At 70.7% G+C, this 25698-nt stretch carries 23 protein-coding genes and 1 pseudogene; 19 read left to right on the top strand and 5 right to left on the bottom strand.

Annotated features, from left to right (window positions below; genetic code table 11):
* Positions 1-181 precede the first annotated feature (181 nt).
* The 12 genes from AB0D57_RS35555 to mug all read left to right on the top strand — a co-directional run bounded on the left by AB0D57_RS35555 (position 182) and on the right by mug (position 11397).
* On the top strand, positions 182-1207 hold the full coding sequence (locus tag AB0D57_RS35555; RefSeq protein ID WP_362082908.1) for an MASE1 domain-containing protein: 1026 nt from the start codon (positions 182-184) through the stop codon (positions 1205-1207).
* A 74-nt stretch (positions 1208-1281) separates the two neighbouring features.
* Positions 1282-1701 carry a GNAT family N-acetyltransferase gene (locus AB0D57_RS35550; protein ID WP_362082905.1) on the top strand — a complete coding sequence of 140 codons (420 nt, stop codon included), beginning with the start codon at positions 1282-1284 and terminating at the stop codon, positions 1699-1701.
* A 309-nt stretch (positions 1702-2010) separates the two neighbouring features.
* A complete protein-coding gene (locus tag AB0D57_RS35545; RefSeq protein ID WP_362082902.1) occupies positions 2011-3336 on the top strand; it encodes a hemolysin family protein in 1326 nt (441 codons plus the stop codon).
* Positions 3333-4346, top strand: a complete 1014-nt coding sequence (locus tag AB0D57_RS35540) for a hemolysin family protein (RefSeq protein WP_362082899.1) — start codon at positions 3333-3335, stop codon at positions 4344-4346. The genes AB0D57_RS35545 and AB0D57_RS35540 overlap by 4 nt, the downstream gene beginning before the upstream one ends.
* Positions 4347-4421: 75 nt before the next feature.
* Entirely contained in the window at positions 4422-5204 is a 783-nt protein-coding gene (locus AB0D57_RS35535) for an SGNH/GDSL hydrolase family protein (protein WP_362082896.1), read from the top strand.
* A gap of 39 nt (positions 5205-5243) precedes the next feature.
* Positions 5244-5603, top strand: coding sequence for a DUF4326 domain-containing protein (locus tag AB0D57_RS35530; protein WP_362082893.1), 360 nt, complete (start codon positions 5244-5246; stop codon positions 5601-5603).
* A 93-nt stretch (positions 5604-5696) separates the two neighbouring features.
* A complete protein-coding gene (locus tag AB0D57_RS35525; protein ID WP_362082911.1) occupies positions 5697-6329 on the top strand; it encodes a hypothetical protein in 633 nt (210 codons plus the stop codon).
* Between the two features lie 100 nt (positions 6330-6429).
* Entirely contained in the window at positions 6430-6669 is a 240-nt protein-coding gene (locus tag AB0D57_RS35520) for a ferredoxin (protein ID WP_362082890.1), read from the top strand.
* Positions 6659-8053 carry an FAD-dependent oxidoreductase gene (locus tag AB0D57_RS35515; RefSeq protein WP_362082887.1) on the top strand — a complete coding sequence of 465 codons (1395 nt, stop codon included), beginning with the start codon at positions 6659-6661 and terminating at the stop codon, positions 8051-8053. The genes AB0D57_RS35520 and AB0D57_RS35515 overlap by 11 nt, the downstream gene beginning before the upstream one ends.
* Positions 8054-8076: 23 nt before the next feature.
* The gene (locus AB0D57_RS35510) at positions 8077-9309 is read left to right on the top strand and encodes a cytochrome P450 (protein WP_362082884.1); all 1233 of its coding nucleotides are present in this window, start codon (positions 8077-8079) and stop codon (positions 9307-9309) included.
* 82 nt (positions 9310-9391) lie between these two features.
* Complete coding sequence (purB, locus tag AB0D57_RS35505; protein ID WP_362082881.1) at positions 9392-10834, top strand: adenylosuccinate lyase; 1443 nt, start codon at positions 9392-9394, stop codon at positions 10832-10834.
* A gap of 44 nt (positions 10835-10878) precedes the next feature.
* Positions 10879-11397 (top strand): G/U mismatch-specific DNA glycosylase, encoded by a 519-nt coding sequence (gene mug, locus AB0D57_RS35500; RefSeq protein WP_362082878.1) that lies wholly within the window; start codon positions 10879-10881, stop codon positions 11395-11397.
* A 4-nt stretch (positions 11398-11401) separates the two neighbouring features.
* On the opposite strand, the gene AB0D57_RS35495 is transcribed toward mug, so the two are convergent.
* Together AB0D57_RS35495 and AB0D57_RS35490 are read right to left on the bottom strand one after the other, a co-directional pair.
* Entirely contained in the window at positions 11402-12124 is a 723-nt protein-coding gene (locus tag AB0D57_RS35495) for an ABC transporter permease (RefSeq protein WP_362082876.1), read from the bottom strand.
* A gap of 2 nt (positions 12125-12126) precedes the next feature.
* Positions 12127-13062, bottom strand: a complete 936-nt coding sequence (locus AB0D57_RS35490; protein ID WP_362082873.1) for an ABC transporter ATP-binding protein — start codon at positions 13060-13062, stop codon at positions 12127-12129.
* Positions 13063-13170: 108 nt separating this feature from the next.
* On the opposite strand from AB0D57_RS35490, the gene AB0D57_RS35485 reads away from it, so the two are divergent.
* The 3 genes from AB0D57_RS35485 (at position 13171) to AB0D57_RS35475 (ending at position 16260) form a co-directional block, all read left to right on the top strand.
* Positions 13171-14325: a histidine kinase gene (locus AB0D57_RS35485; RefSeq protein ID WP_362082870.1), complete on the top strand. Its 1155-nt coding sequence runs from the start codon at positions 13171-13173 to the stop codon at positions 14323-14325.
* A 14-nt stretch (positions 14326-14339) separates the two neighbouring features.
* The gene (locus AB0D57_RS35480; RefSeq protein WP_362082867.1) at positions 14340-15002 is read left to right on the top strand and encodes a response regulator transcription factor; all 663 of its coding nucleotides are present in this window, start codon (positions 14340-14342) and stop codon (positions 15000-15002) included.
* 100 nt (positions 15003-15102) lie between these two features.
* A complete protein-coding gene (locus tag AB0D57_RS35475) occupies positions 15103-16260 on the top strand; it encodes an ROK family transcriptional regulator (protein WP_362082864.1) in 1158 nt (385 codons plus the stop codon).
* Positions 16261-16344: 84 nt separating this feature from the next.
* Here the strand turns inward: AB0D57_RS35475 and AB0D57_RS35470 are convergent, their stop codons facing one another.
* Positions 16345-17106, bottom strand: coding sequence for a GntR family transcriptional regulator (locus AB0D57_RS35470; RefSeq protein WP_362082861.1), 762 nt, complete (start codon positions 17104-17106; stop codon positions 16345-16347).
* A gap of 259 nt (positions 17107-17365) precedes the next feature.
* Positions 17366-18250: an RNA polymerase sigma-70 factor gene (locus AB0D57_RS35465; RefSeq protein WP_362082859.1), complete on the bottom strand. Its 885-nt coding sequence runs from the start codon at positions 18248-18250 to the stop codon at positions 17366-17368.
* A 215-nt stretch (positions 18251-18465) separates the two neighbouring features.
* Here AB0D57_RS35465 and AB0D57_RS35460 point away from each other — a divergent pair, with 215 nt between their 5' ends.
* Positions 18466-19296 (top strand): alpha/beta fold hydrolase, encoded by an 831-nt coding sequence (locus AB0D57_RS35460; RefSeq protein WP_362082856.1) that lies wholly within the window; start codon positions 18466-18468, stop codon positions 19294-19296.
* Positions 19297-19657: 361 nt separating this feature from the next.
* Here the strand turns inward: AB0D57_RS35460 and AB0D57_RS35455 are convergent, their stop codons facing one another.
* A complete protein-coding gene (locus AB0D57_RS35455; protein ID WP_362082853.1) occupies positions 19658-21268 on the bottom strand; it encodes a recombinase family protein in 1611 nt (536 codons plus the stop codon).
* Positions 21269-21332: 64 nt separating this feature from the next.
* Between AB0D57_RS35455 and AB0D57_RS35450 the strand changes: the two are divergent.
* From AB0D57_RS35450 to AB0D57_RS35440, 3 genes and pseudogenes are all read left to right on the top strand, one after another.
* Positions 21333-22106 (top strand): annotated as a pseudogene (locus tag AB0D57_RS35450) (alkaline phosphatase D family protein); the annotation flags it as partial.
* A 289-nt stretch (positions 22107-22395) separates the two neighbouring features.
* Positions 22396-23859, top strand: coding sequence for a GNAT family N-acetyltransferase (locus AB0D57_RS35445; protein ID WP_362082850.1), 1464 nt, complete (start codon positions 22396-22398; stop codon positions 23857-23859).
* Between the two features lie 90 nt (positions 23860-23949).
* The gene (locus AB0D57_RS35440; RefSeq protein WP_362082847.1) at positions 23950-25641 is read left to right on the top strand and encodes a DUF885 domain-containing protein; all 1692 of its coding nucleotides are present in this window, start codon (positions 23950-23952) and stop codon (positions 25639-25641) included.
* The last annotated feature ends 57 nt before the right edge of the window (positions 25642-25698 follow it).

Below are 25698 nucleotides of genomic sequence, written 5' to 3'. Positions count from 1 at the left end.
CCCGCTCGAGCGAAGCCGAGAGTGGGGGAGTCGGCAACCGACGACAACGCCGCAGATCGGCGTGCCAGACCCCGCGTCTCCGGCATGATCCGCCGAACGTCCAGCTCAACGGCGCCATGGAGGATCTGAGGGATCCGGCGGATGATGGACCTCGGGGCGATGTCGATGCGGAGGTCGCCCGATGACTGTCGCGCGTCGTGAACAGCTCCGGCGCGGTGATACAGCTGCCCTGGACATCTGTGTCGTTGCCGCGCTGTACTACGGCTCGGCCAAGCTGGGGCTCCTTCAGCAACTGGTGCGCGACCAGGTCACCCCGCTGTGGCCGCCGACCGGTATCGCCCTGGCGAGCCTGCTCCTGCGCGGCCCGCGGGTCTGGCCCGGGATCGCGCTCGGCGCGCTCCTGGTCAACGCCTCCCTCGGGCCGTCGGTCTGGGCCGTGCTCGTGATCGCGTCGGGAAACACCCTCGCGCCCCTCTGCTCGTACATGCTGCTGCGCCGTACGGGATTCCGTATCGAATTGGACCGTTTGCGGGATGCGCTCGCGCTGATCTTTCTCGGTGCGTTCACCGGGATGCTGGTCAGCGCGACGACAGGCAGCGGGACCCTGGCTCTCGCCGGTGTGCTGAGTGCCGACCAGTTCTGGCCGACGTGGTCGGTCTGGTGGACCGGCGATGCGATGGGCGTACTGGTGGTGACGCCGGTCCTGCTCGTTCTGCGCTCAGCACGCTGGCCGAAGGACGCTCCGCTCTCCCGTTGGGTGGAGGGGCTGCTGCTCCTCGCAGCCACTTACTGCGTCGGTGTCCTGGAGACCGGCAACACCCCCCTCATATTCCTCGGCTTCCCGTTGCTGATCTGGGCGGCCTTCCGCTTCCAACTGGCCGGGGCAGCGCCCTGCGCCCTGGCCGTGTCGACCTTCGCGGTCATCGCCGCCGCCCAGGGGTCCGGCCTGTTCGCCGGTCACGACCTGCTCACCAACATGATCACCCTGCAGGCGTTCAACGGTTCCTCCTCGCTGACCGCCCTGCTCGTCGCGGCGGCCGTCAGCGAGCGCAACCAGACCCAGAAGGAGGTCGAGCGGGCCTGCGGGCATCTCGCCGCAATGGTGGCCAAGATCGCCGCGGGTGGCTACCACCCGGCACCCCCCGACGGCGACGGCGCGAAGGACGAGGAGCAAGAGCACAGCGGACGGACCAGAAGACCGGCGTGATCAGACGCCCGGCGTCGATTCCTCGGCACGGAAACCGTTCGCCAGACAGGTGAGCGCTCTGCTTGGCTCGCCCCATGAGCGATCTTCACATCCGCTGCGCCACCCTCGCGGACATCGACACCGTGCTGCAGTTCTGGCGCGAAGCCGCGGAAGGAACCAGCATCAGCGACGACCACGACGGAGTGGCCCGTCTCCTCACACGGGACCCCGAAGCCCTGCTCCTCGCCGAGCGCGACGGCCTCCTCACAGGAACCGTCATAGCCGGCTTCGACGGATGGCGATGCTCCGCCTACCGACTGGCCGTACACCCGAACCACCGCCGACAAGGCATCGCCACCGCTCTGCTCGAAGCCGCCGAACAACGCTTCGCCGCGCTGGGCGGGCGACGCGTCGACGCCATGGTCCTGGAAACCAACGAACGGGCACACCACACCTGGGCCGCGGCTGGCTACCAGCGCGAGGACCACTGGCGGCGCTGGGTCAAGCCCCTGTAGGCGCGGAGGGGGAAGCTTGTCAGCAGCTTCGACGGCCGGCGCCGCCATCCGTACCGGCTCGCGGCGCATCCCGACGCCGCCGGGTACGCGCCCGAGGAGCAGTGATGCCGTCGGGTGAAGCCGCTCGCCGACTGAACGGGGCGCCGACCACCGAAGAGCCCCTTTGCTCGTCCTTTACTATTGGGGGATCGATCGATCCGTCGATCCCCCAAACGAAAGGTGTGAGCGTCCGCCCATGGGCGAGCCTCCCAGTACCCGACATCGCGCGATCCTCCCGCCCCTGGCCGATCATGGGACGGAGGTGACCCGATGACCGAAACGCTGCTCCTTCTGGTGGCGATTCTGCTCTCCGTGGCCTGTGGCGCCTTCGTCGCGGCGGAGTTCTCGCTGACCACGGTCGAGCGCAGCGAGCTGGAGCACGCCGTCGAACGCGGCGAGCGCGGTGCGTCGGGAGCCCTCAAGGCGGTACGGAACCTCACTTTCCAGCTCTCCGGCGCCCAGCTCGGCATCACCGTCACCAACCTGGTCGTCGGCATGCTCGCCGAGTCGTCCATCGCCAAGCTGATCGCGGGTCCGCTGGAGTCGATCGGTGTGTCGAGCTCCGCGTCGCACTCGGTGGCACTGGTCATCGCTACGGCGCTGTCGACGGTCTTCCTCATGGTCGTCGGTGAGCTCGTGCCCAAGAACTGGGCGATCTCCTCGCCACTCGCCGTGGCCAAGCGGGTGGCGACGCCACAGCGCTGGTTCAGCGCCTCGTTCCGCCCGTTCATCACGCACCTCAACAACACGGCGAACCATGTCGTACGCCGTTTCGGCCTCGAGCCCGCCGAGGAGCTGGCCTCCGCGCGCGGACCCCAGGAACTGGTGGCCCTTGCCCGGCACTCCGCCAAACAGGGCGCCCTGGAAGCAGACACCGCCGAGCTGTTCGTGCGCACCCTCAATCTCGCGGACCTCACCGCGGAGAACGTGATGACCCCGCGGGTCCAGGTCATCGCGCTGGACGTCCAAGCGACCTGCGAGGACGTGGCGAACGCGACGCGGGCGACGGGCCTGTCCCGTTTCCCCGTCTATCGCGGCAGTCTCGACTCGGTCGTCGGCATCGCACACATCAAGGACGTACTGACCGTCCCCGCCGAACGCCGGACGCAGACACGTGTCGCCCAGGTCATGCGCGAGCCGCTGCTCGTCCCGGAGTCACTGACCGTCGAGCGGTTGCTGGACCGGCTCGAGGGCAAACGCACCATGGCCGTGATCATCGACGAGTATGGCGGCACCGCCGGGGTCGCCACCCTGGAGGACATCGTGGAGGAGGTCGTCGGCGAGGTCCGCGACGAGCACGACCCGCACGAGACGCCCGACCTCGCCCCGGCCGGCACGGACGACGAGGGGCGCGCGCTGTACTCGGCCGACGGATCCGCCCGCACCGACCACCTGGCACGCGTCGGACTGCTGGTGCCCGACGGTCCGTACGAGACGCTGGCCGGTTTCATGGCGACCGGGCTCGGCCGCATTCCCGCGGTCGGGGACACCCTCGAGGTCGCCGGATGGCGGCTCGAAGTGGTGGACGCCTCGGGGCGGCGGGCCTCACGGGTGCTGTTGCGCGCGCCGCGTGACGAGGAGGAGGGGAAGCGATGACCGCCGTACAACTGCTGATCGGCTTTGCGACGCTGGTCGTGAACGCCTTCTTCGTGGGCGCCGAGTTCGCGCTGATCTCGGTGCGCCGCAGTCAGATCGAGCCACATTCCGAGCGGGGCGACCGGCGGGCGCGCAGTGTGCTGTGGGGTCTGGAGCACGTGTCCGCGCTGATGGCCGCCGCACAGCTGGGCATCACCCTGTGCACGCTGGTCCTCGGCGTCGTGGCCGAGCCCGCTATCGCGCACCTGCTGGAACCGGTGTTCCACGCGGTGGGGGTGTCGCAGAGCGCGGGCCACGCCGTCTCGTTCGTGATCGCGCTCGCCCTGGCGACCTATCTGCACATGCTGCTCGGCGAGATGGTGCCGAAGAACATCGCGCTCGCGGAGCCGGTGCGCACCGCGCTGCTGCTCGGGCCGCCGCTGGTGGCGCTCTCGCGCGCGTTGCGCCCAGTGATCTTCACGATCAACGCCTTCGCGAACGGGTTGCTGAAGCTGCTGCGGGTCGAGACGAAGGACGAGGTCTCCGCGACCTTCTCCGACGACGAACTCGCCCGCCTGGTCCAGGACTCCACCGCCGCCGGGCTCCTCGACGACCGCGCCCAGGAGCGGCTGCACGACGCGCTGGAGCTGGGCCGCCGCCCGGTGCGCGACGTCGTGCTCCCGCTGGAATCCATCGTCTACGCGCGCGTGGGCGTCACTCCGGAGGAATTGGAGCGGCTATCCGCCGAGTCCGGTTTCTCCCGCTTCCCCGTGGTGGACGAGGGGCGCCGCATCGTGGGCTATCTGCACGTCAAGGACGCGCTGGACGCGATGCCGCGCGACCTGCCGTTCCGGGTGCAGGACATGCGGCCCATCGCGCGCGTCCGGGAGAGCACCCCGCTGGACGACGTGCTCACGGCGATGCGGCGTAGTCGTACGCATCTCGCGGCGGTCATGGGCAGCGACGGGCGGCTCGCGGGGCTGGTGACGATGGAGGACGTCCTGAGGGAGCTGTTCGGCCAGTCGGCATGAGCACCGCCGGGCCGTCCGGGGCCCGGCGGCCCGACCTACCGACGAGTAGGCGCACGGGTTATCATCTTTCCCGCCATGCAGACGAATGCCAATTACACCAGTCTTGTCGCGATCGGCGACTCCTTCACCGAGGGCATGTCGGACCTGCTGCCCGACGGCTCCTACCGCGGCTGGGCCGATCTCCTGGCGAGCCGGATGGCCGCGCGAACGCCCGGTTTCCAGTACGCCAACCTCGCGGTGCGCGGCAAGCTCATGGGACAGATCGTCGAGGAGCAGGTGGACGTGGCGGCTGCCATGCGGCCCGACGTGATCACCCTCGTGGGCGGGCTCAACGACACGCTGCGGCCCAAGGTCGACATGGAGCGCGTCCGCGGGCTCCTGGAGGAGGCCGTGGAGCGGCTCGCCCCCGCCTGCAAGCAGCTCGTCCTGATGCGCAGCCCCGGCCGCAACGGCCCGGTACTCGAACGGTTCCGGCCGCGCATGGAGGAACTCTTCGCCTGCGTCGAGGACCTCGCCGACCGGCACGGCGCGCTGGTCGTCGACCTGTACGGGGCGCCCTCGCTCGCCGACCCCCGCCTGTGGGACGTGGACCGGCTGCACCTGACGGCCGAGGGACACCGCCGGGTCGCGGAGGCCGTGTGGCAGACGCTGGGCTACGAGCCGCAGGACACGGACTGGCGTACGCCGATGCCGCCCACGGCGCCGCCCGGATGGGTCGCCCGCCGTACCACCGACGCCCGCTTCGCCAAGCAGTACCTGCTGCCATGGATCGGGCGACGGTTGACGGGCCGCTCATCGGGTGACGGACGCCCGGCCAAACGGCCGGAGCTGCTGCCGTACGAGGGGTCGGCGGGGTAGATACGGCGGGAGGGAGCCCGTACGGGAGAAGGAAGTCCCATGCCCACCACCGTGATCAACCTCAAGGGCCGCATTCACGACTTCGGCCCCCGCCTGGAGAAGGCCCCACCGGACCTCGTCTACATCGGCCGCCGCTGGACCATGGGGCACTGGGACCTCCCGCAGCACCCGCTCTACAACCCGTTCGCCTACGACACCCCCACCAAGAAGCGCGACGGAACCCGCGCCGAGGTCATGGCCAAATACCGGGCGTATCTCCTCGAACGCCCCGACCTGCTCGCCCAGGTGCCCGCCCTGCGCGGCAAGACGCTGGCGTGCTGGTGCGCACCCGAGCTGTGCCACGGCGACATCCTGGCCGAGATCGCGGACGGCTCGACGGCGGGCGCTCGGCCTGCCTGAGCGCTCACTCCCACGGATGGCCCCCGGTGGCGCGGGCGTGCCCGGTCCTGCTTGCTGGACCGAGAGCGGCATCGGGAGAGAAAGCGAGTGCCCATGGAGCCGAAGGAGGAGCGGTTGCGGACGCCGCGGGCCGCCGGCATGGCGGGGGCGGTGTTCGCGGTACTGCTGGCGGTCGCCATCGTGCTGATGCGGATCTCCATCCCCGCGGGGGACGCCGGCGGCGCGGCGGTCGATCCGGACATGCGGTGGGCGGTGCGTACGGCACTGGAGATCGTCCCGTTCGCGGGAATCTTCTTCCTGTGGTTCATGGGCGCCCTGCGCGCACAGGTCGGCGCAGCCGAGGACAGATTCATCGCCACCGCATTCCTGGGCAGTGGGCTGGTGTTCGTCGCCACCATGTTCGGTGCCGGTGCCGCGGCGGGGACCGTACTGAACGAGACTCAGCCCTCGGGCTTCGGCCGCCACTTCGCGTACACACTGATGACGACGTACGCGCTCCGGATGGCGGCGGTGTTCATCTTCACCACCTCGACCATCGGGCACCGCCTCGGCGTCTTGCCCCGTCCGCTCGCCGTCTTCGGGTACCTCGTGGGTCTTGTCCTGCTCCTTGTGGGGGCCGGCCTGCCCTGGTCCGAGCTGGCCTTCCCGGTCTGGGCACTGGTCGTCAGCATCCACATTCTCCGCGTCGGTCTGCCCGATTCGCCCCCCACCGGCGACACGAAGTGAGTCGTCCTCCCATCGGCCGCCCCTGGTGAGCGGCTGCGCGCCGTCTCGCCCATGCTGGCAGCGAGGGGGCGAGAGGGGACCACGGAAAGGCTGATCCTCGGTGAGGCTTGTCGTCGATCTCAACCGATGCCAGGGCTACGCGCAGTGCGCGTTCCTCGCTCCTGACGTTTTCACCATGCACGGAGACGAGGCGTTGCTCTACAACCCGCACGCCGACGAGCGGGGACGCGACGAAGTGGAACGCGCCGTCGCCGCGTGCCCCGTCCAGGCCATCCTCGTCGAGGCGGACGCCGTGGACGAAGCTTCCGGCCCCGACCGGGAGGCGACCGGTGGACAGTGACGGATACCTGAACCGGTTCAAGCGCGAAGGGCGCATCGTCGTCGTCGGCGCTTCGCTGGCGGGGCTGCGGGCCGCGGAGACCTTGCGTGCGGAGGGCTTCACCGGCTCGCTCACGATGATCGGGGACGAGCCGTACAAACCGTACGACCGCCCCCCGCTGTCCAAGCAGGTCCTGCTGGGCAAAGCGAATGCCGACCGCACCCTCCTGCCCCGGCGCCGGAACATCGACGCGCGGTGGCGCCTCGGGGTGCCGGCCGCCGGTCTCGACATGGCGGCCAGGCGGGTCCGGCTGGCCGACGGCGACGAAGTGGAGTACGACCGGCTGCTCATCGCCACCGGCGTACGGGCCAGGCCCTGGCCTCAGGAGAACGAGGCGCAGCTCGACGGGGTGTTCGTGCTGCGGACCCGCGACGACGCCGTGGCGCTGGAGCGCGCGCTCGCGCAGGGTCCCCGCCGGGTGCTCGTCATCGGCGCCGGGTTCACCGGCTCGGAGATCGCCTCCGCCTGCCGGGAACGCGGGATCGCGGTCACCGTGGCCGAACGGGGCGCCGCGCCCCTGGTCGGAGCACTCGGCGGAGTCATCGGCGAGGTCGCGGCCGAGATGCACCGCGAGCACGGCGTCGACCTGCGCTGCGGCATCATGGTGACCGGCCTGGAGGGCGACTCGGCGGGACGCGTCCGGGCCGCGCATCTGTCCGACGGGAACACCGTCGACGCCGATGTGGTGGTCGTGTCCCTGGGCGCCCTGCGCAACACCGAATGGCTCGCCGGATCCGAACTCGGCGCGGGCCCCCGGGGCATCGCGTGTGACGCCGGCTGCCGGGCCTTCGACATCCGGGGCATCGTGACCGACGACATCTTCGTGGCCGGGGACGTCGCACGATCCCCGCATCCGCTGTTCGGATACCAGTTCCTGTCCCTGGAGCACTGGGGCAACGCCGTCTCCCAGGCCGAGACCGCGGCACACAACATGGTGAGCGAAAGCGCGGACCGCCGCCCCCACATCTGGGTGCCCGCCTTCTGGTCCTCCCAGTTCGGCGTGAACATCAAGTCCGTCGGGGTGCCGTCGATGGGAACGGAGATCCTCGTCGCGCAGGGCTCCCTCAGAGAGCGCAGATTCACCGGCGTATACGGCTATCAGGGGCGCGTCATCGCCGCCGTCACCTTCGACCAGTCGAGGTGGCTGCAGTTCTACCAGCAGCTCATCGAGACCACGGCGCCGTTCCCGCCGCCCTTCCCCACGGTGGACCGTCGCCCCGAGGGGCAGCAGCCGATGCCCGCGGACTTCCCCGACCCGTCCGTGCCCACGCACGGCCCGACCGTCACCCTCAGCGGATATTCGCCGGACGACCGGCGGCTGACGTTCACTCCCGGCCGGCACTGATCCGACGCTCACGAGGACGCACCATGACGCACGCCATCCTGCGGCAGATTCTCGACTACACCCACCGTGCCAACCCGTATCCGCTGTACGAGGAGCTGCGCAGAACGCCGGTGCTCCACGACGCTGACGGGCCGTACGTCGTCAGCGGGTACTACGACATCCAGAGCCTTCTGCACGATCCACGGATCAGCTCGGACGCCCGCAATCTGAAGGCGACGGCGAGCGGGCCCCTGGCCGGCGAGGAGGAGGAGACGGCCCTGCCGCCGAGCTTCCTGCGGCTCGACCCGCCGGAGCACGACCGGCTGCGGCGGATGACGAACCGGCCCTTCGGCCCACCGCACTGCCCGCGACGTGTCTACGACATAAGCGGCGAACTGCACGACATCGTCTCCGGGCTCATCGACGGTATCGGCGACACGGAGCGGATCGATCTGGTCGACCAGTTCTCGTATCCCTTCCCGGTGACCGTGATCTGCAGGCTGCTGGGAGTGCCGCGGGAGGACGAGGCACGCTTCCACACCTGGGCGGACACCCTTGCCGCCGGCCTGGACCCCGACCCGGACGCCGATCCCGACGAGCGCGCCAAGGTGACGCAGAGTGCCCGCATGGAGCTGGGCATGTATCTGAACGGGCTCATCGAGGAACGCCGCAAAAAGCCCGGCGACGACATGCTGTCGGAGTTGGCCACCGGGCACGGACCGGACGGCACCATGACGACGATGGAACTCCTGAGCAGCGCGGTACTTCTGCTGGTCGCCGGTCATGAGACCACGGTCAACCTCATCACCAACGGCATGCTGACCCTGCTGCGCAACCCCGACGTCCTCGGGCGGCTGCGCGACGACCCGAAGCTGTCCGTCCCCATCGTCGAGGAGTTGCTCCGATTCGAGCCACCGGTGCAGCTGCTGCCGCAGCGCACCACACTCGCCGACATCGAGGTCCGTGGCGTCACCATCCCCAAGGGCGCGTCGCTGTGGCTGGTGCTGGCCGCGGGAAACCGTGACCCCGACCGCTTCAAGGATCCGGAGCGGTTCGACCCGGACCGCGGGGACATCCAGCACCTGGGCCTCGGCAGCGGCATCCACGCCTGCTTCGGCGCCCCGCTGGCCCGGCTGGAGGCACAGCTCGCGCTGAGCGAGCTGGCCCGCAGGCTGGAGAACCCCCGGCTGCTGGAGGACCCACCCCCCTACCGGCAGAACGCGGTCCTGCGCGGCCCGCGCCATCTGCCGATCGCCTGCGACGGCATCCGCCCGTAGGGCAGGTCGGCTGCTGACCTGCGCTCTCTGGACCGTGCGGGCGTTCCGGAGCCCCCCGGGACGCCGGGTAAACTCCGTCCACGTGACTGCCGCGCCTGCAAAGCCCCGTATCCCCAACGTCCTCGCCGGACGCTACGCCTCCACCGAGCTCGCCACGCTCTGGTCCCCCGAGCAGAAGGTGAAGCTGGAGCGTCAACTCTGGCTCGCCGTGCTGCGGGCGCAGAAGGACCTCGGGATCGAGGTGCCGGACGCCGCCATCGCCGACTACGAGCGCGTGCTCGACCAGGTCGACCTGGCCTCGATCGCCGAGCGCGAGAAGGTCACGCGGCACGACGTGAAGGCGCGGATCGAGGAGTTCAACGACCTCGCCGGGCACGAGCACGTGCACAAGGGCATGACGTCCAGGGACCTCACCGAGAACGTCGAGCAGCTGCAGATCCGGCTCTCGCTGGAGCTGATGCGCGACCGTACGGTGGCCGTCCTGGCGCGGCTCGGGAAGCTCGCGGGCGAGTACGCCGAGCTGGTCATGGCCGGCCGCTCGCACAACGTCGCGGCGCAGGCGACCACGCTCGGCAAGCGCTTCGCGACCGCCGCCGACGAGCTGCTCGTCGCGTACGGCCGGGTCGAGGAACTGCTCGGCCGCTACCCGCTGCGCGGCATCAAGGGCCCGGTCGGCACGGCCCAGGACATGCTGGACCTGCTCGGCGGCGACGCGGCGAAGCTCGCCGACCTGGAGCAGCGCATCGCCCGGCACCTCGGCTTCTCGCAGGCCTTCACCTCCGTCGGCCAGGTCTACCCGCGCTCGCTCGACTACGAGGTCGTGACCGCGCTGGTGCAGCTGGCGGCCGCCCCGTCCTCGACCGCCAAGACGATCCGGCTGATGGCCGGGCACGAGCTGGTGACCGAGGGCTTCAAGCCGGGCCAGGTCGGCTCCTCCGCGATGCCGCACAAGATGAACACCCGCTCCTGCGAGCGCGTCAACGGCCTGATGGTCATCCTGCGCGGCTACGCCTCGATGACCGGCGAGCTGGCGGGCGACCAGTGGAACGAGGGCGACGTGTCGTGCTCGGTCGTACGCCGGGTCGCGCTGCCCGACGCGTTCTTCGCGCTGGACGGTCTGCTGGAGACCTTCCTCACGGTCCTCGACGAGTTCGGGGCCTTCCCGGCCGTCGTCGCGCGCGAGCTGGACCGCTACCTGCCGTTCCTCGCGACGACCAAGGTCCTGATGGGCGCGGTGCGCGCGGGCGTCGGCCGCGAGGTCGCGCACGAGGCGATCAAGGAGAACGCGGTCGCCTCGGCCCTCGCCATGCGCGAGCAGGGCGCCGAGCGCAACGAGCTGCTCGACAAGCTCGCCGCGGACGAGCGCATCCCGCTGGACCGCGCTCAGCTCGACGACCTGATGGCCGACAAGCTGTCCTTCACGGGTGCCGCCGCCGACCAGGTCGCCGTCGTCGTCGCTCGTATCGAGGAGATCGTGAAGCAGCACCCGGAGGCGGCGGGCTACACGCCGGGAGCGATCCTCTGACGCGGCTGACTGCCGCGGACCTGGAGGCCGCCCGCGACCGGCTGGTGCCGGATGTCGTCGCGGACGGCCTCGAGGTACTTTTCTGCGGCATCAATCCAGGCCTGATGACGGCCGCCACGGGCCACCATTTCGCCCGCCCCGGCAACCGGTTCTGGCCCGTGCTGCACCTTTCCGGGTTCACGCCGCGGCTGCTGAAGCCGTCGGAGCAGGGCGAGTTGCTGTCGTACGGGCTGGGCATCACCAACGTGGTGGCGCGTGCGAGCGCGCGAGCCGACGAGCTGACCGCGGAGGAGTACCGCGAGGGCGGGCGGCTGCTGAGCGCCAAGGTGGAGCGGCTGCGGCCGGGGTGGCTGGCGGTGGTGGGCGTGATGGCGTACCGGGCCGCGTTCGGTGACCGCAAGGCTCAAGTCGGGCCGCAGGAGCGGACGATCGGGAAGAGCCGGGTGTGGGTGCTGCCCAATCCCAGTGGGCTCAACGCCCATTGGACGGCGGCGACGATGGCGGAGGAGTTCGGGCGGTTGCGGGAAGCCGCACAGGCCGCTGAGCAGGTCACAGGGGCCTGAGGAGTCAGGCGTCGCGACGCCGTACGCTCCACGCGCCGGCGACCAGGGCTGCCGCCGTCCAGGCCGCGGTCACGGCGAGCCCCGTCCAGGGGCCCAGGACACCGTCCCACGTCTCGTGGAAGACTACCTGGCCCGCCTTGTCGGGCAGGAAGTCGGCGACGCCTGCCGACGCGGTCCCGACGACAAAGGAGACGATCAGCAGGAACGGGATCAGGATGCTCAGCGTGGCGACACCGCTGCGCAGGACTGCGGCGAGGCCGGCCGCGAACAGGGCCATCAGCGCCAGGTAGATGCCGCAGCCGGCGACGCCACGCAGCCCCTCGCTCCAGGTCAGGCCGCTCGCCTTCGTCCCGAGAGTCGCCTTCCCCACAGCCAGGCTCACCGCTCCCGTGGCCAGGCCGACGGCCAGCACGGGGATCGCGATCGCCACGGCCTTGGCCGCGAACCACCGCACCCGGTCGGGCATCGCGGCCAGCGACACCCGCAGCGCGCCGCCCTGGAACTCAGCCGAGACGGCCTGCGCGCCGAAGGTGATCGCCGCGATCTGTCCGAAGCTGACGCCGAAGAACGCCGAGAACAGTGGGTCGAACTCCTCGCCCTCGGAGTCGAGTCCGGCGATCGCGGAGAACAGCGCGGTGGCGAGAACGACGCCGCACAGGGCTCCGACCATCGACCGCAGGGTCCGGATCTTGATCCACTCCGCGCGGAGTGCGGGTGCGAATGTCATGGTCAGGCCTCCTGAGGCTGCGTCGGGGACGGCGTGGCGGCGAACTCGGTCTCGGTGGCCGTCAGATCCAGGTAGGCCTGCTCCAACGTGCCTTCCTCCGCCGCGAGTTCGAGGACGGTCACGCCCGCGGCCGAGGTGAGGTGCCCGATGTCCTCCACGCGTGCGTGGAACACGGTCCAGCGTCCGTCCTCGCCCTCGACGGCCTCGATGCCGTGGTCCGCGAACAGGCCGCCCAGAGCGCCACCGTCGGTGGTGCGCACCCGTACCCGGGGCTGCACGCGCGCGTCGATGAATCCCCGCATGGGTGTGTCGGCGAGGAGTCGGCCCCGGCCGAGGACGACGAGGTGGTCGGCGAACGACGCGGTCTCGTTCATCAGGTGGCTGGAGACCAGGACGGTACGGCCCTCCCGGGCCAGCCCGCGCATCAACTCCCGGATCCAGATGATCCCTTCGGGATCGAGCCCGTTCGACGGTTCGTCGAGCAGCACGACGGGCGGGTCCCCGAGGAGCGCTCCCGCGACGCCCAGTCGCTGGCGCATGCCAAGGGAGTACGTCTTCACCCGGCGCCGCGCGACGGAAGCGAGCCCCACCTCCTCGAGGACCTCGTCCACGCGGCGCTCCGGGATGCGGTGGCTCGCGGCGAGCGCCCTCAGATGGTCACGGGCGGTCCGCGATCCGTGCGGGGCCTGCGCGTCGAGCAGGGCGCCGACGTGGCGCAGCGGCTCGTGGAGGGTGGCGTAGGCGCGGCCGCCGACGGTGGCGGTGCCGGACGTGGGCCGGTCCAGGCCGAGCACGAGCCGCATGGTGGTGGACTTTCCGGCGCCGTTGGGACCGAGGAAGCCGGTGACGCGGCCGGGGAGAACGCTGAAGGTGAGCTGGTCCACGGCGCGTGTGCTGCCGTACTCCTTGGTGAGGTCTTGGACGTCGATGCTGGTCATGGCCCCAGCCTGGCCGCCGCTGAGGGGCCGTCACCTCCCCCGCGGGGGGACGCCGTCTCCCCCGCCCGGGGGAAGCCTGTTGTCAGTGCGGCCTGTCACGATGACGCAATGGCTCGCTTTCTGCGCCCGCTGTTACGGGGGACGACGTACACGCGTTGGCTGCACCTCTGGGTGCCGATGCTGTTCACCAGCGTGTGGCTGTTCGTCGACATCTCGAAGCCGTGGGTGCCCGCGGTGGTGCTGATTCCGTTGGGGCTGATTCCGGCCGTACGGCGGGGCGAGGGCGTGCAGGCGCAGTTCATGCTCGCGCGGGGCGGCGGGGAGGCGGCGTTCTCGGTCGCTCCATCGGCCACGTGGCGGGACCGCTGGCGGACCGTGCTCTGGCTGGAAATCCGGCTGGTGGGCGGGTGGGTGGCTAGTGGGCTCACCGTATGGCTGCCGCTGATCGCCGGCGAGCTGATCAACGTGGCCATGGGCAATCCGGCGACCGACAACCCCTTCGTGCCGGTCTCGCACCCGCACTGGGCCTACGCACTGCTCTTCCCCTTCCCGCTGCTCGCCCTTTACGGCGCGGTCGTCGGCCTCGGCAAGCTGATCACGGCGATAGCGCGCCGCCTCCTGGGCCCCTCCCCCAGTGAGCGGCTCGCCGCCCTGGAGGAACGCACCGATCAGCTCTTGGAGCGCAACCGCATAGCCCGTGAGCTGCACGACTCCATCGGTCACGCGCTGACCGTCGCGGTGGTGCAGGCCGGCGCGGCCCGGGCGGCCGGGGACCCCGCGTTCACCGACCGGGCCCTGGGCGCCATCGAGGACACCGGCCGGGCCGCCCTGGAAGACCTGGAGCGGGTGCTCGGCGTGCTGCGGGAGGCGGAGCGTCCGGTGAGCAGCCGCCCCACGCTGACCGAGGCCGACCGGCTCCTGGAGTCGGCGCGCGCTTCCGGCGCCAAGGTCGAGGCCGAGGTGACGGGGCCCGTGGAGACCGTGCCGGGTCCGGTGTCCCGCGAGGGGTATCGCATCCTGCAGGAATCGCTCACGAATGTCCTGCGGCATGCGGAGGGCGTACCGGCCCGGGTCTGTATCGAGGTCCAGGACGGCAGGCTCGTCCTGGAGGTCCGCAATCCGCTCACCGCGGAGATATCGGGGCCCGGCCGGGGCAGCGGGCTGCGTGGGATACGGGAGCGTGCGGCACTGCTCGGCGGGCGGGCGCGCACGGGTCCGGACGCGGGTGACTGGCAGGTGCATGTAGAGCTGCCGCTGCGCTGATCTACGCTGGCCGGATGCCGGTCACCGTGCTCCTTGTCGACGACGAACCCCTCGTACGCGCTGGTCTGCGCGCCGTTCTGGAGGCCCAGCCCGACATCGAGGTCGTCGGGGAGGCGGCCGACGGTGCCGCGGTGATCCCGCTGGTACGGCAGCTGCGGCCCGATGTCGTCGCCATGGACGTACGGATGCCCCTGATGGACGGCATCGAGGCCACCCGCGCGGTGCTGCGGACCGTGGCCGATCCGCCGAAGATCCTCGTGGTGACGACGTTCGAGAACGACGAGTACGTCTACGAGGCGCTGCGCGCGGGGGCCGACGGGTTCTTGCTGAAGCGGGCGCGGCCCGCCGAGATCGTGCACGCGGTGCGGCTGGTCGCCGAGGGCGAGTCGCTGCTGTTTCCGGCCTCCGTACGGCAGTTGGCCGCCGAGTACGGGGACGGCGCCGGGAATTCCGCGGCGCGGGCGGCGATGGCGCGGGCCGCGCTGACCGAGCGGGAGGCGGAGGTACTGCGGCTGATGGCCCGGGGGCTGTCGAACGCGGAGATCGCGGCGCGGCTGGTCGTCGGGACCGAGACGATCAAGTCCCACGTCAGTGCCGTGCTGGCGAAGCTGGGGGCCCGGGATCGTACGCAGGCGGTCATCGCGGCGTACGAGTCCGGTTTCGTGGCCCCGGGCTGACAGCGACCCGTCGGTGGCAAAGGGGGTCCCCGGCCCTCGCCGGAGTGCGCCGTGCCGAGTACGATCCGGCCAACACGCGCGCGAGCTGGGAGGACGGACGTTGGGGCGGTTGACCGGCGGGGACCCCTCTCTGCTGCGGAGGATCAATTCCGCGGTGGTGCTGCACGCGCTGCGGTCCACGGACTGCGCGACGCTCACCGAGATCACCCGGGTGACCGGATTGTCCCGGCCCACGGTCGAGGGCGTCGTCGAGGGGCTGACCGAGGCCGGGCTCGTGGTCGAGACGGCAGCCGAGGAGGGCGCCGCGCGGCGCCAGGGCCGCCCGGCGCGGCGGTTCCGGTTCCGGGCCGAGGCAGGTCATCTGCTGGGCCTGGAGATCGGCCCGCACCGCGTTGCCGGGCTCCTCGCCGATCTGGACGGCCGCGTGCTGGGCGCCATGTCCAAGGACGTGGACGAGACCGCGTCGGCGGACGAGCGCCTCGAGCGGCTGCGTACGGCGGTCGCCGACCTGCTGCGCCGGGCGGGCGTCGCCCGTAGCTCGCTGCGGGCGGTGGGGGTGGGCAGCCCCGGGATCGTCGAGGCGGACGGCACCGTACGTCTGGGCACGGCGCTGCCGGAGTGGACGGGGCTGCGGCTGGGCGACCGGCTGAGCCGTTCCTTCAAGTGCCCCGTCCTCGTCGAGAACGACGCCAACGCGGCGGCGGTCGCGGAGCACTGGAAGGGCTCGGCCACGGAGTCCGACGACGTGGTGTTCGTCCTGGCCGGGCTGAGTCCGGGAGCCGGTTCGCTGATCGGCGGGCGACTGCACCGGGGGTACGGGGGCGCCGCCGGAGAGATCGGGGCCCTGCATCTGCTGGGCCGCGAGGTGACGCCCGAGACGCTGCTGTCGACCACGGACAAGCCGCTGCATCCGCTCGACGAGCAGGCGGTCGCCGAGGTCTTCGCGCTCGCCAAGGGGGGCGACCAGCAGGCCCGCGCGGCGGTCGACCGCTTCATCCAGCGCCTCGTGCACGACGTGGCGGCCCTCGCCCTCGCCCTCGACCCCGAGCTGGTCGTCATCGGCGGCTGGGCGGCCGGTCTGGACGGCGTACTGGAGCCACTGCGGCGCGAGTTGGCGCGCTACTGCCTGCGGCCGCCCAAGGTGGCACTCTCGCTGCTGGGCGAGGCGGCCGTGTCGACGGGGGCGCTGCGGTTGGCCCTCGATCATGTGGAGGAGCAGCTGTTCGCGGTGGAGGGAACGGTCACGGCACGCCGCTGAGCGGAACGGACACTGCCGAAGAAACGTCACGCCCCGGAGTGCTCCGGGGCGTGACGGGTGCGGCTCGGGCGGTGGCCTGCCGGCTCAGGAAGCCCGGCGCTCCGGGTCGTGGTGGATCTCCACTCCACCAAAGTCGCCGAAGGTCAGTCGGCAGGTGTCGGCGCGGTACGTGGCCACGGAGACGGCCGCTGTGCGCCCCTCGGCGAAGAAGCGGGTGGTGACGACGAGGACGGGCGCCCCGGGCAGCCGGTCGAGTTCCTTGGCGTCGTCCGCGCGGGCCGAGCCGAGCTCCACGGCGCGGTCCTGGCTCTCCATGTCGAGGCGCTGCAGCTCGCGCAGCACGGCACGCGCACGTGCCGCCCCCGAGGGCGCGTCGATCGCGGAGAGGTCGGGCACCGAGGACGCCGGGATGTAGAGCAGCTCGGCAGCGACCGGCTGGCCGTGGGTCACCCGGGAGCGGCGCACGGTGTGCACCTGCTCGTCGCGTCCCGTCTCCAGAAAGTCGGCCACCGCCGTGGGCGGGACCGCCGCCGTGCAGTCCACGGGCTGCCAGGCGTCGCCGACCGCGCCCGGCCACACATGCTGCTGGGATCCGACGGCCACGCCCACGCGCGGCGGCGCGACGGTCGTGCCCACCCCGCGGCGGCGCTGGAGACGTCCTTCCAGCTCGAGCTGCTCGAGAGCCTGGCGGAGTGTGGCACGGGCGACGCCGAACCTGGCGGCGAGCTCGCGCTCGTTGGGCAGAATCTCGCCCACGGAGAATTCGGAGTCCAGTGCCTCACTGAGCACCGTCCTGAGATGCCAGTACTTAGGCTCCGGCACCGTTTCCAGCTGCGTGGTCCCCACCCTGTCCTCCGCAATCGCCGTGGCCCGGCGGCGTTTTAGCGCCCTTGTTTATTAAAGGTTCCTGCACTATCCCTGCGACCATATGACCGCCCCCACCCTTGGTCAAGACCAATCCTCGATCCCTTACGGATTGCACCGGCGCCATGTCGCAGAGCGTTCACAGGGCGTTCGTGCTGGGCGATGTGCGTGACGCGACATCGAAAACCCCCGTCCGGCAGGCGGGGGCTTTCGATGTCGCACGGAGATCGGTCCGGAGTACCTACCGGTCGCCCAGGGACACCAGCTTTTCCGGGTTGCGCACGACGTAGATGCACCGGATCCGGCCGCCCATGACGTCCAGCTGGAAGACGCTGTCAGGCTTGTCCTGGGACAGGACCAGGAGCGCGGTGCCGCCGTTGAGCTCCAGGAGGCGGAACGACAGGTCGGTGACGCCCTTCTCGGCGACGCCGTAGAGGAAGCGGCCCACCTTGTCGGCGGACTCGAGAACCCTCAGTGGCGCCTTGGCCAGTCCGCCACTGTCGCCGACCAGGCGGACGTCCGGGGCCAGCAGGGACACGAGCCCCTCCAGGTCTCCCCCGGCCGCCGCGGCGAGGAACCGCTCGGTCAGATCACGGCGTTCGGCCGGGTCGACCTCGTAGCGCGGCCGCCGTTCCTCGACGTGCTTGCGCGCCCGGCCCGCGAGTTGGCGCACCGCGGGCTCGCCGCGGTCGAGGACGGCGGCGATGTCCGCGTACGGATAGCCGAACGCCTCTCGGAGGACGAACACCGCGCGTTCCAGGGGCGACAGGGACTCCAGGACGACGAGGACGGCGAGTGAGACGGAGTCGGCGAGCACGGCCCGCTCCGCCGTGTCCGGGACGGTGTCCCCGAAGTCGGTGGCATACGGCTCGGGGAGCCACGGTCCCACGTACGCCTCTTTGCGCGACTGCACCTGGCGCAGCCGGTCGATGGCGAGGCGGGTGGTGACGCGCACGAGGTAGCCGCGCGGTTCGCGTACTTCGGCCCGGTCGGCTCCGGACCAGCGCAGCCAGGCTTCCTGGACCACGTCCTCCGCGTCGGCCACCCGCCCGAGCATGCGGTAGGCGACGCCCATCAGGACGGGGCGTTGGGCTTCGAAGACGTCGGTCGCGGTGTCGGTGGCCACGGTTCCATCCCATCCGACACACCCCGGCGTGTCCAGGTGGAATCGGCACGCGCGCGCCGCGTGGTTTCCGGAGGGCACGCGCGCGTGCGTCACGCGGTTCGTGGCCACCGGGGGCTACCCGCCGGTAGCAGTTGCTGACAAGCTGTCTATCTGACTGCGAACTCGGTTCGTCAGCGTGCCATCAGAAAGCGTGTCACCAGAAGAGGAGCAGCATCATGTCCGCCACGGTCTCCTTCAGCCTCCCCTCCGCGCACGGCCCGCGGACCGTGACCCTCTCCTACGCGCGCGTGGGTACCGGGGAACCACTGCTCCTGCTGCACGGCATCGGCCACCACCGGCAGGCCTGGGACCCGATCATCCATCTCCTGGCCGCCGAACGCGAGGTGATAGCCGTCGACCTTCCCGGCTTCGGCGAGTCCCCCGCGCTGCCCGACGGACTCACGCACGACCTCGCAACGGTGGTGCCCGCGCTCGGCGCGCTGTGCGAGGCGCTGGAGATCGAACGTCCGCATGTGGCGGGCAACTCCCTGGGCGGGCTCCTGGCCCTGGAGTTGGGCCGCGAGAAACTCGTACGGTCCGTCACCGCGCTCTCGCCCGCCGGTTTCTGGTCACCGGTCGAGCGGCGGTACGCCTTCGGCGTGCTGATCGCGATGCGGCAGGCCGCGCGGCGTCTGCCGCTCCCGGTGATCGAGCGGCTCTCGCGCACGGCGGCCGGGCGAACCGTTCTCACGAGCACCATCTACGCCCGCCCCGGCCGCCGTTCACCCGAAGCCGTCGTCGCCGAGACCCTCGCGCTGGCCCACGCCGAGGGATTCACCGAGACTCTCCGGGCCGGCTCCGCCGTCCAGTTCACGGACGACCTCCCGGGGCTGCCCGTCACCGTGGCCTGGGGCACCCGTGACCGGCTGCTGGTGCGCCGCCAGGGAATCCGCGCCAAGCACATCATTCCCCGGGCCCGGCTGGTGCGGCTGCCCGGCTGCGGCCACGTCCCGATGAACGACGACCCCGCGCTCGTCGCCCGCGTCATTCTCGACGGCAGTCGCTGAAGGCTCCGCGGATACGGACGTACGGCGCCCCCTGAGGCCCAACGCACCGGACCCCAGGGCGACTCCGGCGCCGACCAGCGCACTGCCCGCGGCCTGTGCGACGCCGTACGCGCCGGTGTCGACAGGCGGCGCGGTGCAGGCCGCCCTGATCGGCCTCGGCTGGCGGACCCATCGCCGCACTTGAGAATGCCAAGATCCCGGGCGACATGCGCGGCCGGACGGCCCGAGGAATGGACCTCGTGAACAGCTCGCTCACTCAACTCGTCGGGGCACTTCCGTGGTGCAGGCATCGGACCTGTGTTCTCCCGTCTGCCTAGGCGGTCATGCCTGGCTTCAGGGCCGCTACAAAATCCGGTTCATCTCACTCGGGGGTGGCTTCCTTCCAGTCAATCCGGATGCGGTCCGTCATCGGCGTTCGGTCTCCCCGGTGCTTGGCGGCCACGCCCACCAGTTCCTTGATGGTCAGGCGCAAGAGGCCCCGGCGGGCGTGAAGGTCCGCGTTCTCCCACACCTCCGTCAGTTCCTCCGGGACCATGAGGACGGTCAAGTCGGATGGGGCGCGCAACCCCTCCAACTCCCCCAGCACTCCAAAGCGCTGGGAGTCGATGGCCGCCAACAGGCCCTCATACCGCTTTTCCCCAACGTCCCCCTTGAACCGGCCCTGGACGTAGTACGCCTGGTCCAGCTTGGTTCGGCGACCCTCCAGGTCCACCAGGGCCGCCTTCAGCTCCTTCACGCGAAGGGCCTTACTGGGGTCCTGGTGGCCGTACCACTCCCGCGCGATCTCCATCAGGATCTTGGCGTCATCGTCGTCCGCCGGGACCAGGGCACTGACGTACGTCCCCCAGCGGTGGGAGACCTCCCAGTCCGCTTTCTCCGAGTCAATAAACATGCCGTGGCAGACGGACGCTCCGCTCTCCGCCCGCAACAGGCACCGGTATTGCTTCCCGGCCCGAACCATCGTGTGTCGGCAGTGCTCACACCGGATGATCCCCGTCAGGAGCGACACGGCCTGACGCGCGCCCCTACGGCTCCCCTTACCTCCCTTGTTGGTGAACCCGGCCGGGGTCTCCTGGGTACGCTCATTGAGCTTGGCAATGATCCGTAGACGCTCCTCCGGCGTGGCCACGCCCCTACCGCATCGGATGGGCTGGCCCTCCAGGTCCAGGAGGTATTCCCCGGTGGCCCGCCAGAACTCCCGGCCGGTCTCCGGGTCCTCCACCCGCTCCTTTTGGTGAATGAGGGCCGCCAGGCCAGGCGTACGGGCCCAGGAGGACACGGTGGAAGCCCGCCAGAGATTGTCCCGACGCGTGGTGATCTTGTCTTTGTTCAGCCACTCCGCCACGTCCAGGGCGGTCCCGCCTTCCAGGAGCATGTCCACCATCTTGCGGGCCGTGTCGTACTCCGTCTCCCGATGGTCCAGGATCGCAGATCCTCGCCTGGGGTCGTCCGGGTAGAGCCGTACCGTCTTCAGGCCGTACGGTGCTGGGCCGCCGGGCCAGTGCCCCAGCGGCTTGTGTGCGTCCTTACCGATCTTGGTACGGACGCCAATGTTGATGGCCTCCGTACGGGCCTGTTCGGCCGTCACGGCAAAGACGATCCGATGGTTCGGGTTCCGGGAGTCCAGGCCGTCCATGTGGGCCTTCAGGAACCCACCGATCCGCTCGAAATCGTCCAGCACGTTGCCCACGTGGCCCATACCACGCCGCGACAACCGGTCCAGCTTGAACACCCACAAGGAGCCGGTTTCACGCCCCAGGACGCACGACACGGCCGCATCGAACGCCTCGCGCTTCACGCCCCGCTTGGATGCGCTCACCTCTTCCCGCCATACCTTGCGCACGGTCAGGCCCTCCCCCGCGATGGCAGCGCGTAGGAACCGTTCGTGTTCGTTCAGCGTGGCTTTGTCCTCTAGCAACGTGGACCGGCGGAGAAAGATGTCCGCCATCTTGGAAACGTCCTGGTCAGGCACTTGGGCCTCCTCTTGTGCGCCCAGCATAAGCGTAATTGAACAGGTTCCCGATGAGAACCTGAAGCAATTCACCGAGCGCGTCGACGTACTGGCCGCTCGGGGCCGGCGCGCGTTCAGCGAGTACTTCCCCCTCTCGACGCTGCGGCCGGGCAGCAAGGACGGCCGCGTCCACCGGGTCATGCGGCACGGTCCGCTCCTGGACGTCTTCGTGCTGGACATGCGCACCTACCGCAACGCCAACTCCCCCGACAACCAGACCACCGACCCGCAGGGCATCCTCGGCGCCGAGCAGTTGGACTGGCTGAAGCGGGAGTTGTCGCGGTCGCGTGCGGTGTGGAAGGTGATAGCCGCCGACATGCCGCTGGGCCTGGTCGTGCCGGACACGACCGAGGGGAAGCCGAACATCGAGGCGGTGGCGCAGGGCGACCCGGGCGCGCCGCTGGGACGGGAGCTGCAGATCGCCGAGTTGCTGCGGTTCATCAAGCACCGGCGGATCACGGGCACCGTGTGGCTGACGGCCGATGTGCACTACACCTCGGCGCAGCACTACCAGCCCTCGCGGGCCGCGTTCACGGACTTCGAGCCGTTCTGGGAGTTCGTCTCCGGCCCCCTGAACGCCGGCGCCTTCCCGGCGAACACGCTGGACGGCACGTTCGGTCCGGAGCGGGCGTTCGTGAAGGCCCCGACCGCCTCGAACGTCTCACCCGCCGGCGGCTACCAGTTCTTCGGCGAGGTCGACATCGACGGCGACAGCGGCGAGTTGACGGTACGACTGCGTGAGCAGGACGGCAGCGTGCTGCTCACACAGGTGCTGCAGCCGGGACGAGTGGGGCAGTAGTCCGGCCGTACGGCGGTGACGCGGCATTCGGGTCGCTGCCTCCCGTACCCTCGACGCGTCGGGCCGCGCACCGGAGTCATCCCCCGGTGCGCGGCCGCTTCGCCGTGCGCCGAAACGGCCGCGGACAGTTGGTGGCCCAGGGTCCGCCGCCTGACCAGGTACGTAACCAACCCGGTCCAGCCGAGGCAAAACACCCGTAAAAAGAACTGCAAAAGGTGCAGAACGACACTTTACCGATCAGTCACAGACCGTTCGTGATCACGCAACACCGCTCCTTCACAGTAGGTGCATGACTCGAGACATGTCAGATGTGAGCCGTGCACGGCACGGTCGCCCCGTCCACCACTGGCGGCGGGACGTTGTCGAACTGGCCGCCCTGTTCACGGCGGTCGCGGTCGCGGACGCCGTCGCCAACCTGATCGGGCACGGCCCCGACGGGCCGGCCCTGTTGGCGATCTCGGCCGCCGTACTGGTCGCCACGGCCGGGTTCCACACATGGTGGGCACGGCACCACGGTCACGCACCGCCGGCCGACGATACCGGTACCCGGCCGCTCGTCGACGGGCGAGCGGCCGGGCCGTCCGAGGAGACCGCGGTGACACCGAAGGGCGTCCCCGCAGCGACGGCGCTCTGGCGGATGCGGACGACGGTGAAGGACGAGCCGGGTTCGCTGGCCGCGCTGTGCACCGCGCTGGCGCAGCGACAGGTCGACATCCTGAGCCTGCAGGCGCACCCGCTCGCGGAGGGCACGGTGGACGAGTTCCTGCTGCGCGCGCCCGCGGAGCTGGCCTCCTCCGAGATCACCCGCGCGCTGTCGCAGGCGGGCGGCAAGGAGACCTGGATCGAGCGGGCCGACGCCCATGACCTGGTGGACGCGCCGACGCGGGTACTGGGCCTGGCCACGCGAACGGCGCTGGACGCGGCGGAACTGCCCCTCGCACTACGGCAGTTGCTCGGCCGGTGCACCATTCGTTCGCTGCCCGCCAAGTCCCCGGTGTCCGGCCGAGCGGAAGAAGGCGCTCCGGTCGAGGGAGCGCTCGAGGACACGGTGATGCTGCTGCGCGCGCCGGAGGGCGGGGTGATCACGGTCGAGCGGCCGTATCTGCCGTTCACACCGACCGAGTTCGCCCGGGCGCGGGCGCTGGTCGAGCTGGACGCGCGGCTCGGTCCGCGCATGCCGCGCAGCCAGGACCTGCTGACGATGTCGGAGGGCAGCGCCATCACCGTGCGCCGTGCCGACGTCTCCGACGTCGAGGCTGCGACGGCGATGCACGAGCGCTGCTCACCGCGCACGTTGACCATGCGCTACCACGGGCCGGTCCTCGACGCGGACCGTTACCTCAACCACCTGCTCAGCCCACGGTTCGGGCGCACCCTCGCCGTACAGACGGCGTCAGGGCGCATCGTCGGGCTCGGCCACCTCCTGTGGGACGGCGACGAGACGGAGGTCGCTCTGCTCGTCGAGGACGACTGGCAGCGGCGCGGTATCGGCAGCGAACTGCTCGGCCGACTCGTGACGATGGCCGTCGAGGCGGGCTGCGAGAGCGTGTACGCCGTCACACAGGCGTCCAACACCGGCATGGTCGCGGCGATGCGCGGCCTGGGCCTGCCCCTCGACTACCAGATCGAGGAGGGCACCCTGGTCATCACGGCCCGCCTGGACGCGACACCGGTGACGTCCCGGCTGCCGTACGACCACGGCCAGGGCCATGTTCAGGGCCGGCGCGGCGCGCGGATCGTGCGGGACCAGTGATGTCCGGCGGCCCCGGGCACGGTGCCCGGGGCCGCCTTTGCCCCGCTGGTGGGGCTGACGCGGCACCCGTCCTCGTACGAGGATGTCCGCATGCCAGAGACGAAGAGCCCGCTGCCCCGCGAGGTCGCCGACGCCTATGTCGACGACCTCGTCGCCCTCGATCCGGTCCTCGGTACGTACCTCGGTGTGAAGGAGAGTTCCGGCAAGCTCCCCGACCCTTCGCCCGGCGGCCAGGAGGCCGTCGCACAGCTGGCCCGGGCGACCCTCGCGCGGCTCGACGAGGCGGAGCGCCGGCCGGGCGCGGAGCGTGACATCGAGCGCCGCTGCGCGCGGCTGCTGCGCGAGCGGCTCACCGCCGAACTGGCCGTGCACGAGGCCGACGAGGGCCTGCGGTCCGTCGGCAACATGCACACCGCCGCGCACTCCGTACGCCAGGTGTTCACCATCGCGCCGACCGAGACGGACGAGGACTGGGCCGCGATCGCCGAGCGGCTGCGTGCGGTGCCGACCGCGCTGGCGGGGTACCGCGAGTCGCTCGCCCTCGGCCTGGAGCGCAAGCTGTACGCGGGCCCGCGACCCACCGCAACGTTCATCGAGCAGCTCACCGAATGGTCGGACACGGACGGGCGTGGCCGCGGCTGGTTCGAGGACTTCGTGTCGGCCGGCCCCGACTCCCTGCGCGACGAGCTGGATGCGGCCGCCCGTACGGCCACGGGGGCCTTGGTGGAACTGCGGGACTGGATGCGCGACATCTACGCGCCCACGATCGAGGGCGCGCCGGACACGGTGGGCCGCGAGCGGTACGCGCGCTGGTCGCGGTACTTCAACGGTACGGATCTCGACCTCGACGAGGCGTACGCGTACGGCTGGGCCGAGTACCACCGGCTGCTCGCCGAGATGCGGACCGAGGCCGAGAAGATCCTGCCGGGCGCCGAGACCCCGTGGGTGGCGCTCGCGCACCTGGACGAGCACGGCCGGCACATCGAGGGCGTCGACGAGGTCCAGGCGTGGCTGCAGGGTGTGATGGACCAGGCCATCGACGCCCTGGACGGCACACACTTCGAACTCGCCGAGCCGGTACGGAAGGTGGAGTCCCGCATCGCGCCCCCGGGCGGCGCCGCGGCCCCCTACTACACCGCTCCGTCGGCGGACTTCTCACGGCCCGGCCGTACGTGGCTGCCGACGATGGGGCAGACCCGTTTCCCCGTCTACGACCTCGTCTCGACCTGGTACCACGAGGGCGTCCCCGGCCATCACCTCCAGCTCGCCCAGTGGGTGCACGTGGTCGACGACCTCTCCCGCTACCAGGCCACCGTCGGCCTTGTCAGCGCCAACTGCGAGGGCTGGGCGCTGTACGCCGAGCGGCTGATGGACGAGCTGGGCTTCCTCACGGACGCGGAGCAGCGGCTCGGTTACCTGGACGCGCAGATGATGCGCGCGGCCCGGATCGTCGTCGACATCGGCATGCACCTGGAACTGGAGATTCCGGCGGACTCCCCCTTCCATCCGGGCGAGCGCTGGACTCCCGAGCTGGCGCAGGAGTTCTTCGGCGCGCACAGCAGCCGGCCGGCGGACTTCGTCGAGAGCGAGCTCACCCGCTATCTCTCGATCCCCGGTCAGGCCATCGGCTACAAGCTCGGCGAGCGGGCCTGGCTGCTGGGCCGTGCGAACGCGAAGAAGCGCCACGGTGACGCCTTCGACGCCAAGGCCTGGCACATGGCGGCCCTGTCGCAGGGTTCCCTGGGCCTGGACGACCTGGTGGACGAGTTGTCCCGACTCTGACGCCCACCGTCGGCGGCCGCGCGCAAGCCCGGCCGCCGTTCGCCACCGTCTCCACAC

Origin of the sequence: Streptomyces sp. NPDC048275 (assembly GCF_040652275.1) — a bacterium.
Lineage (GTDB): Bacteria > Actinomycetota > Actinomycetes > Streptomycetales > Streptomycetaceae > Streptomyces.
The sequence above is the reverse complement of the archived record's forward strand: the minus strand, read 5'-3'. Positions and strand labels throughout refer to the sequence as shown.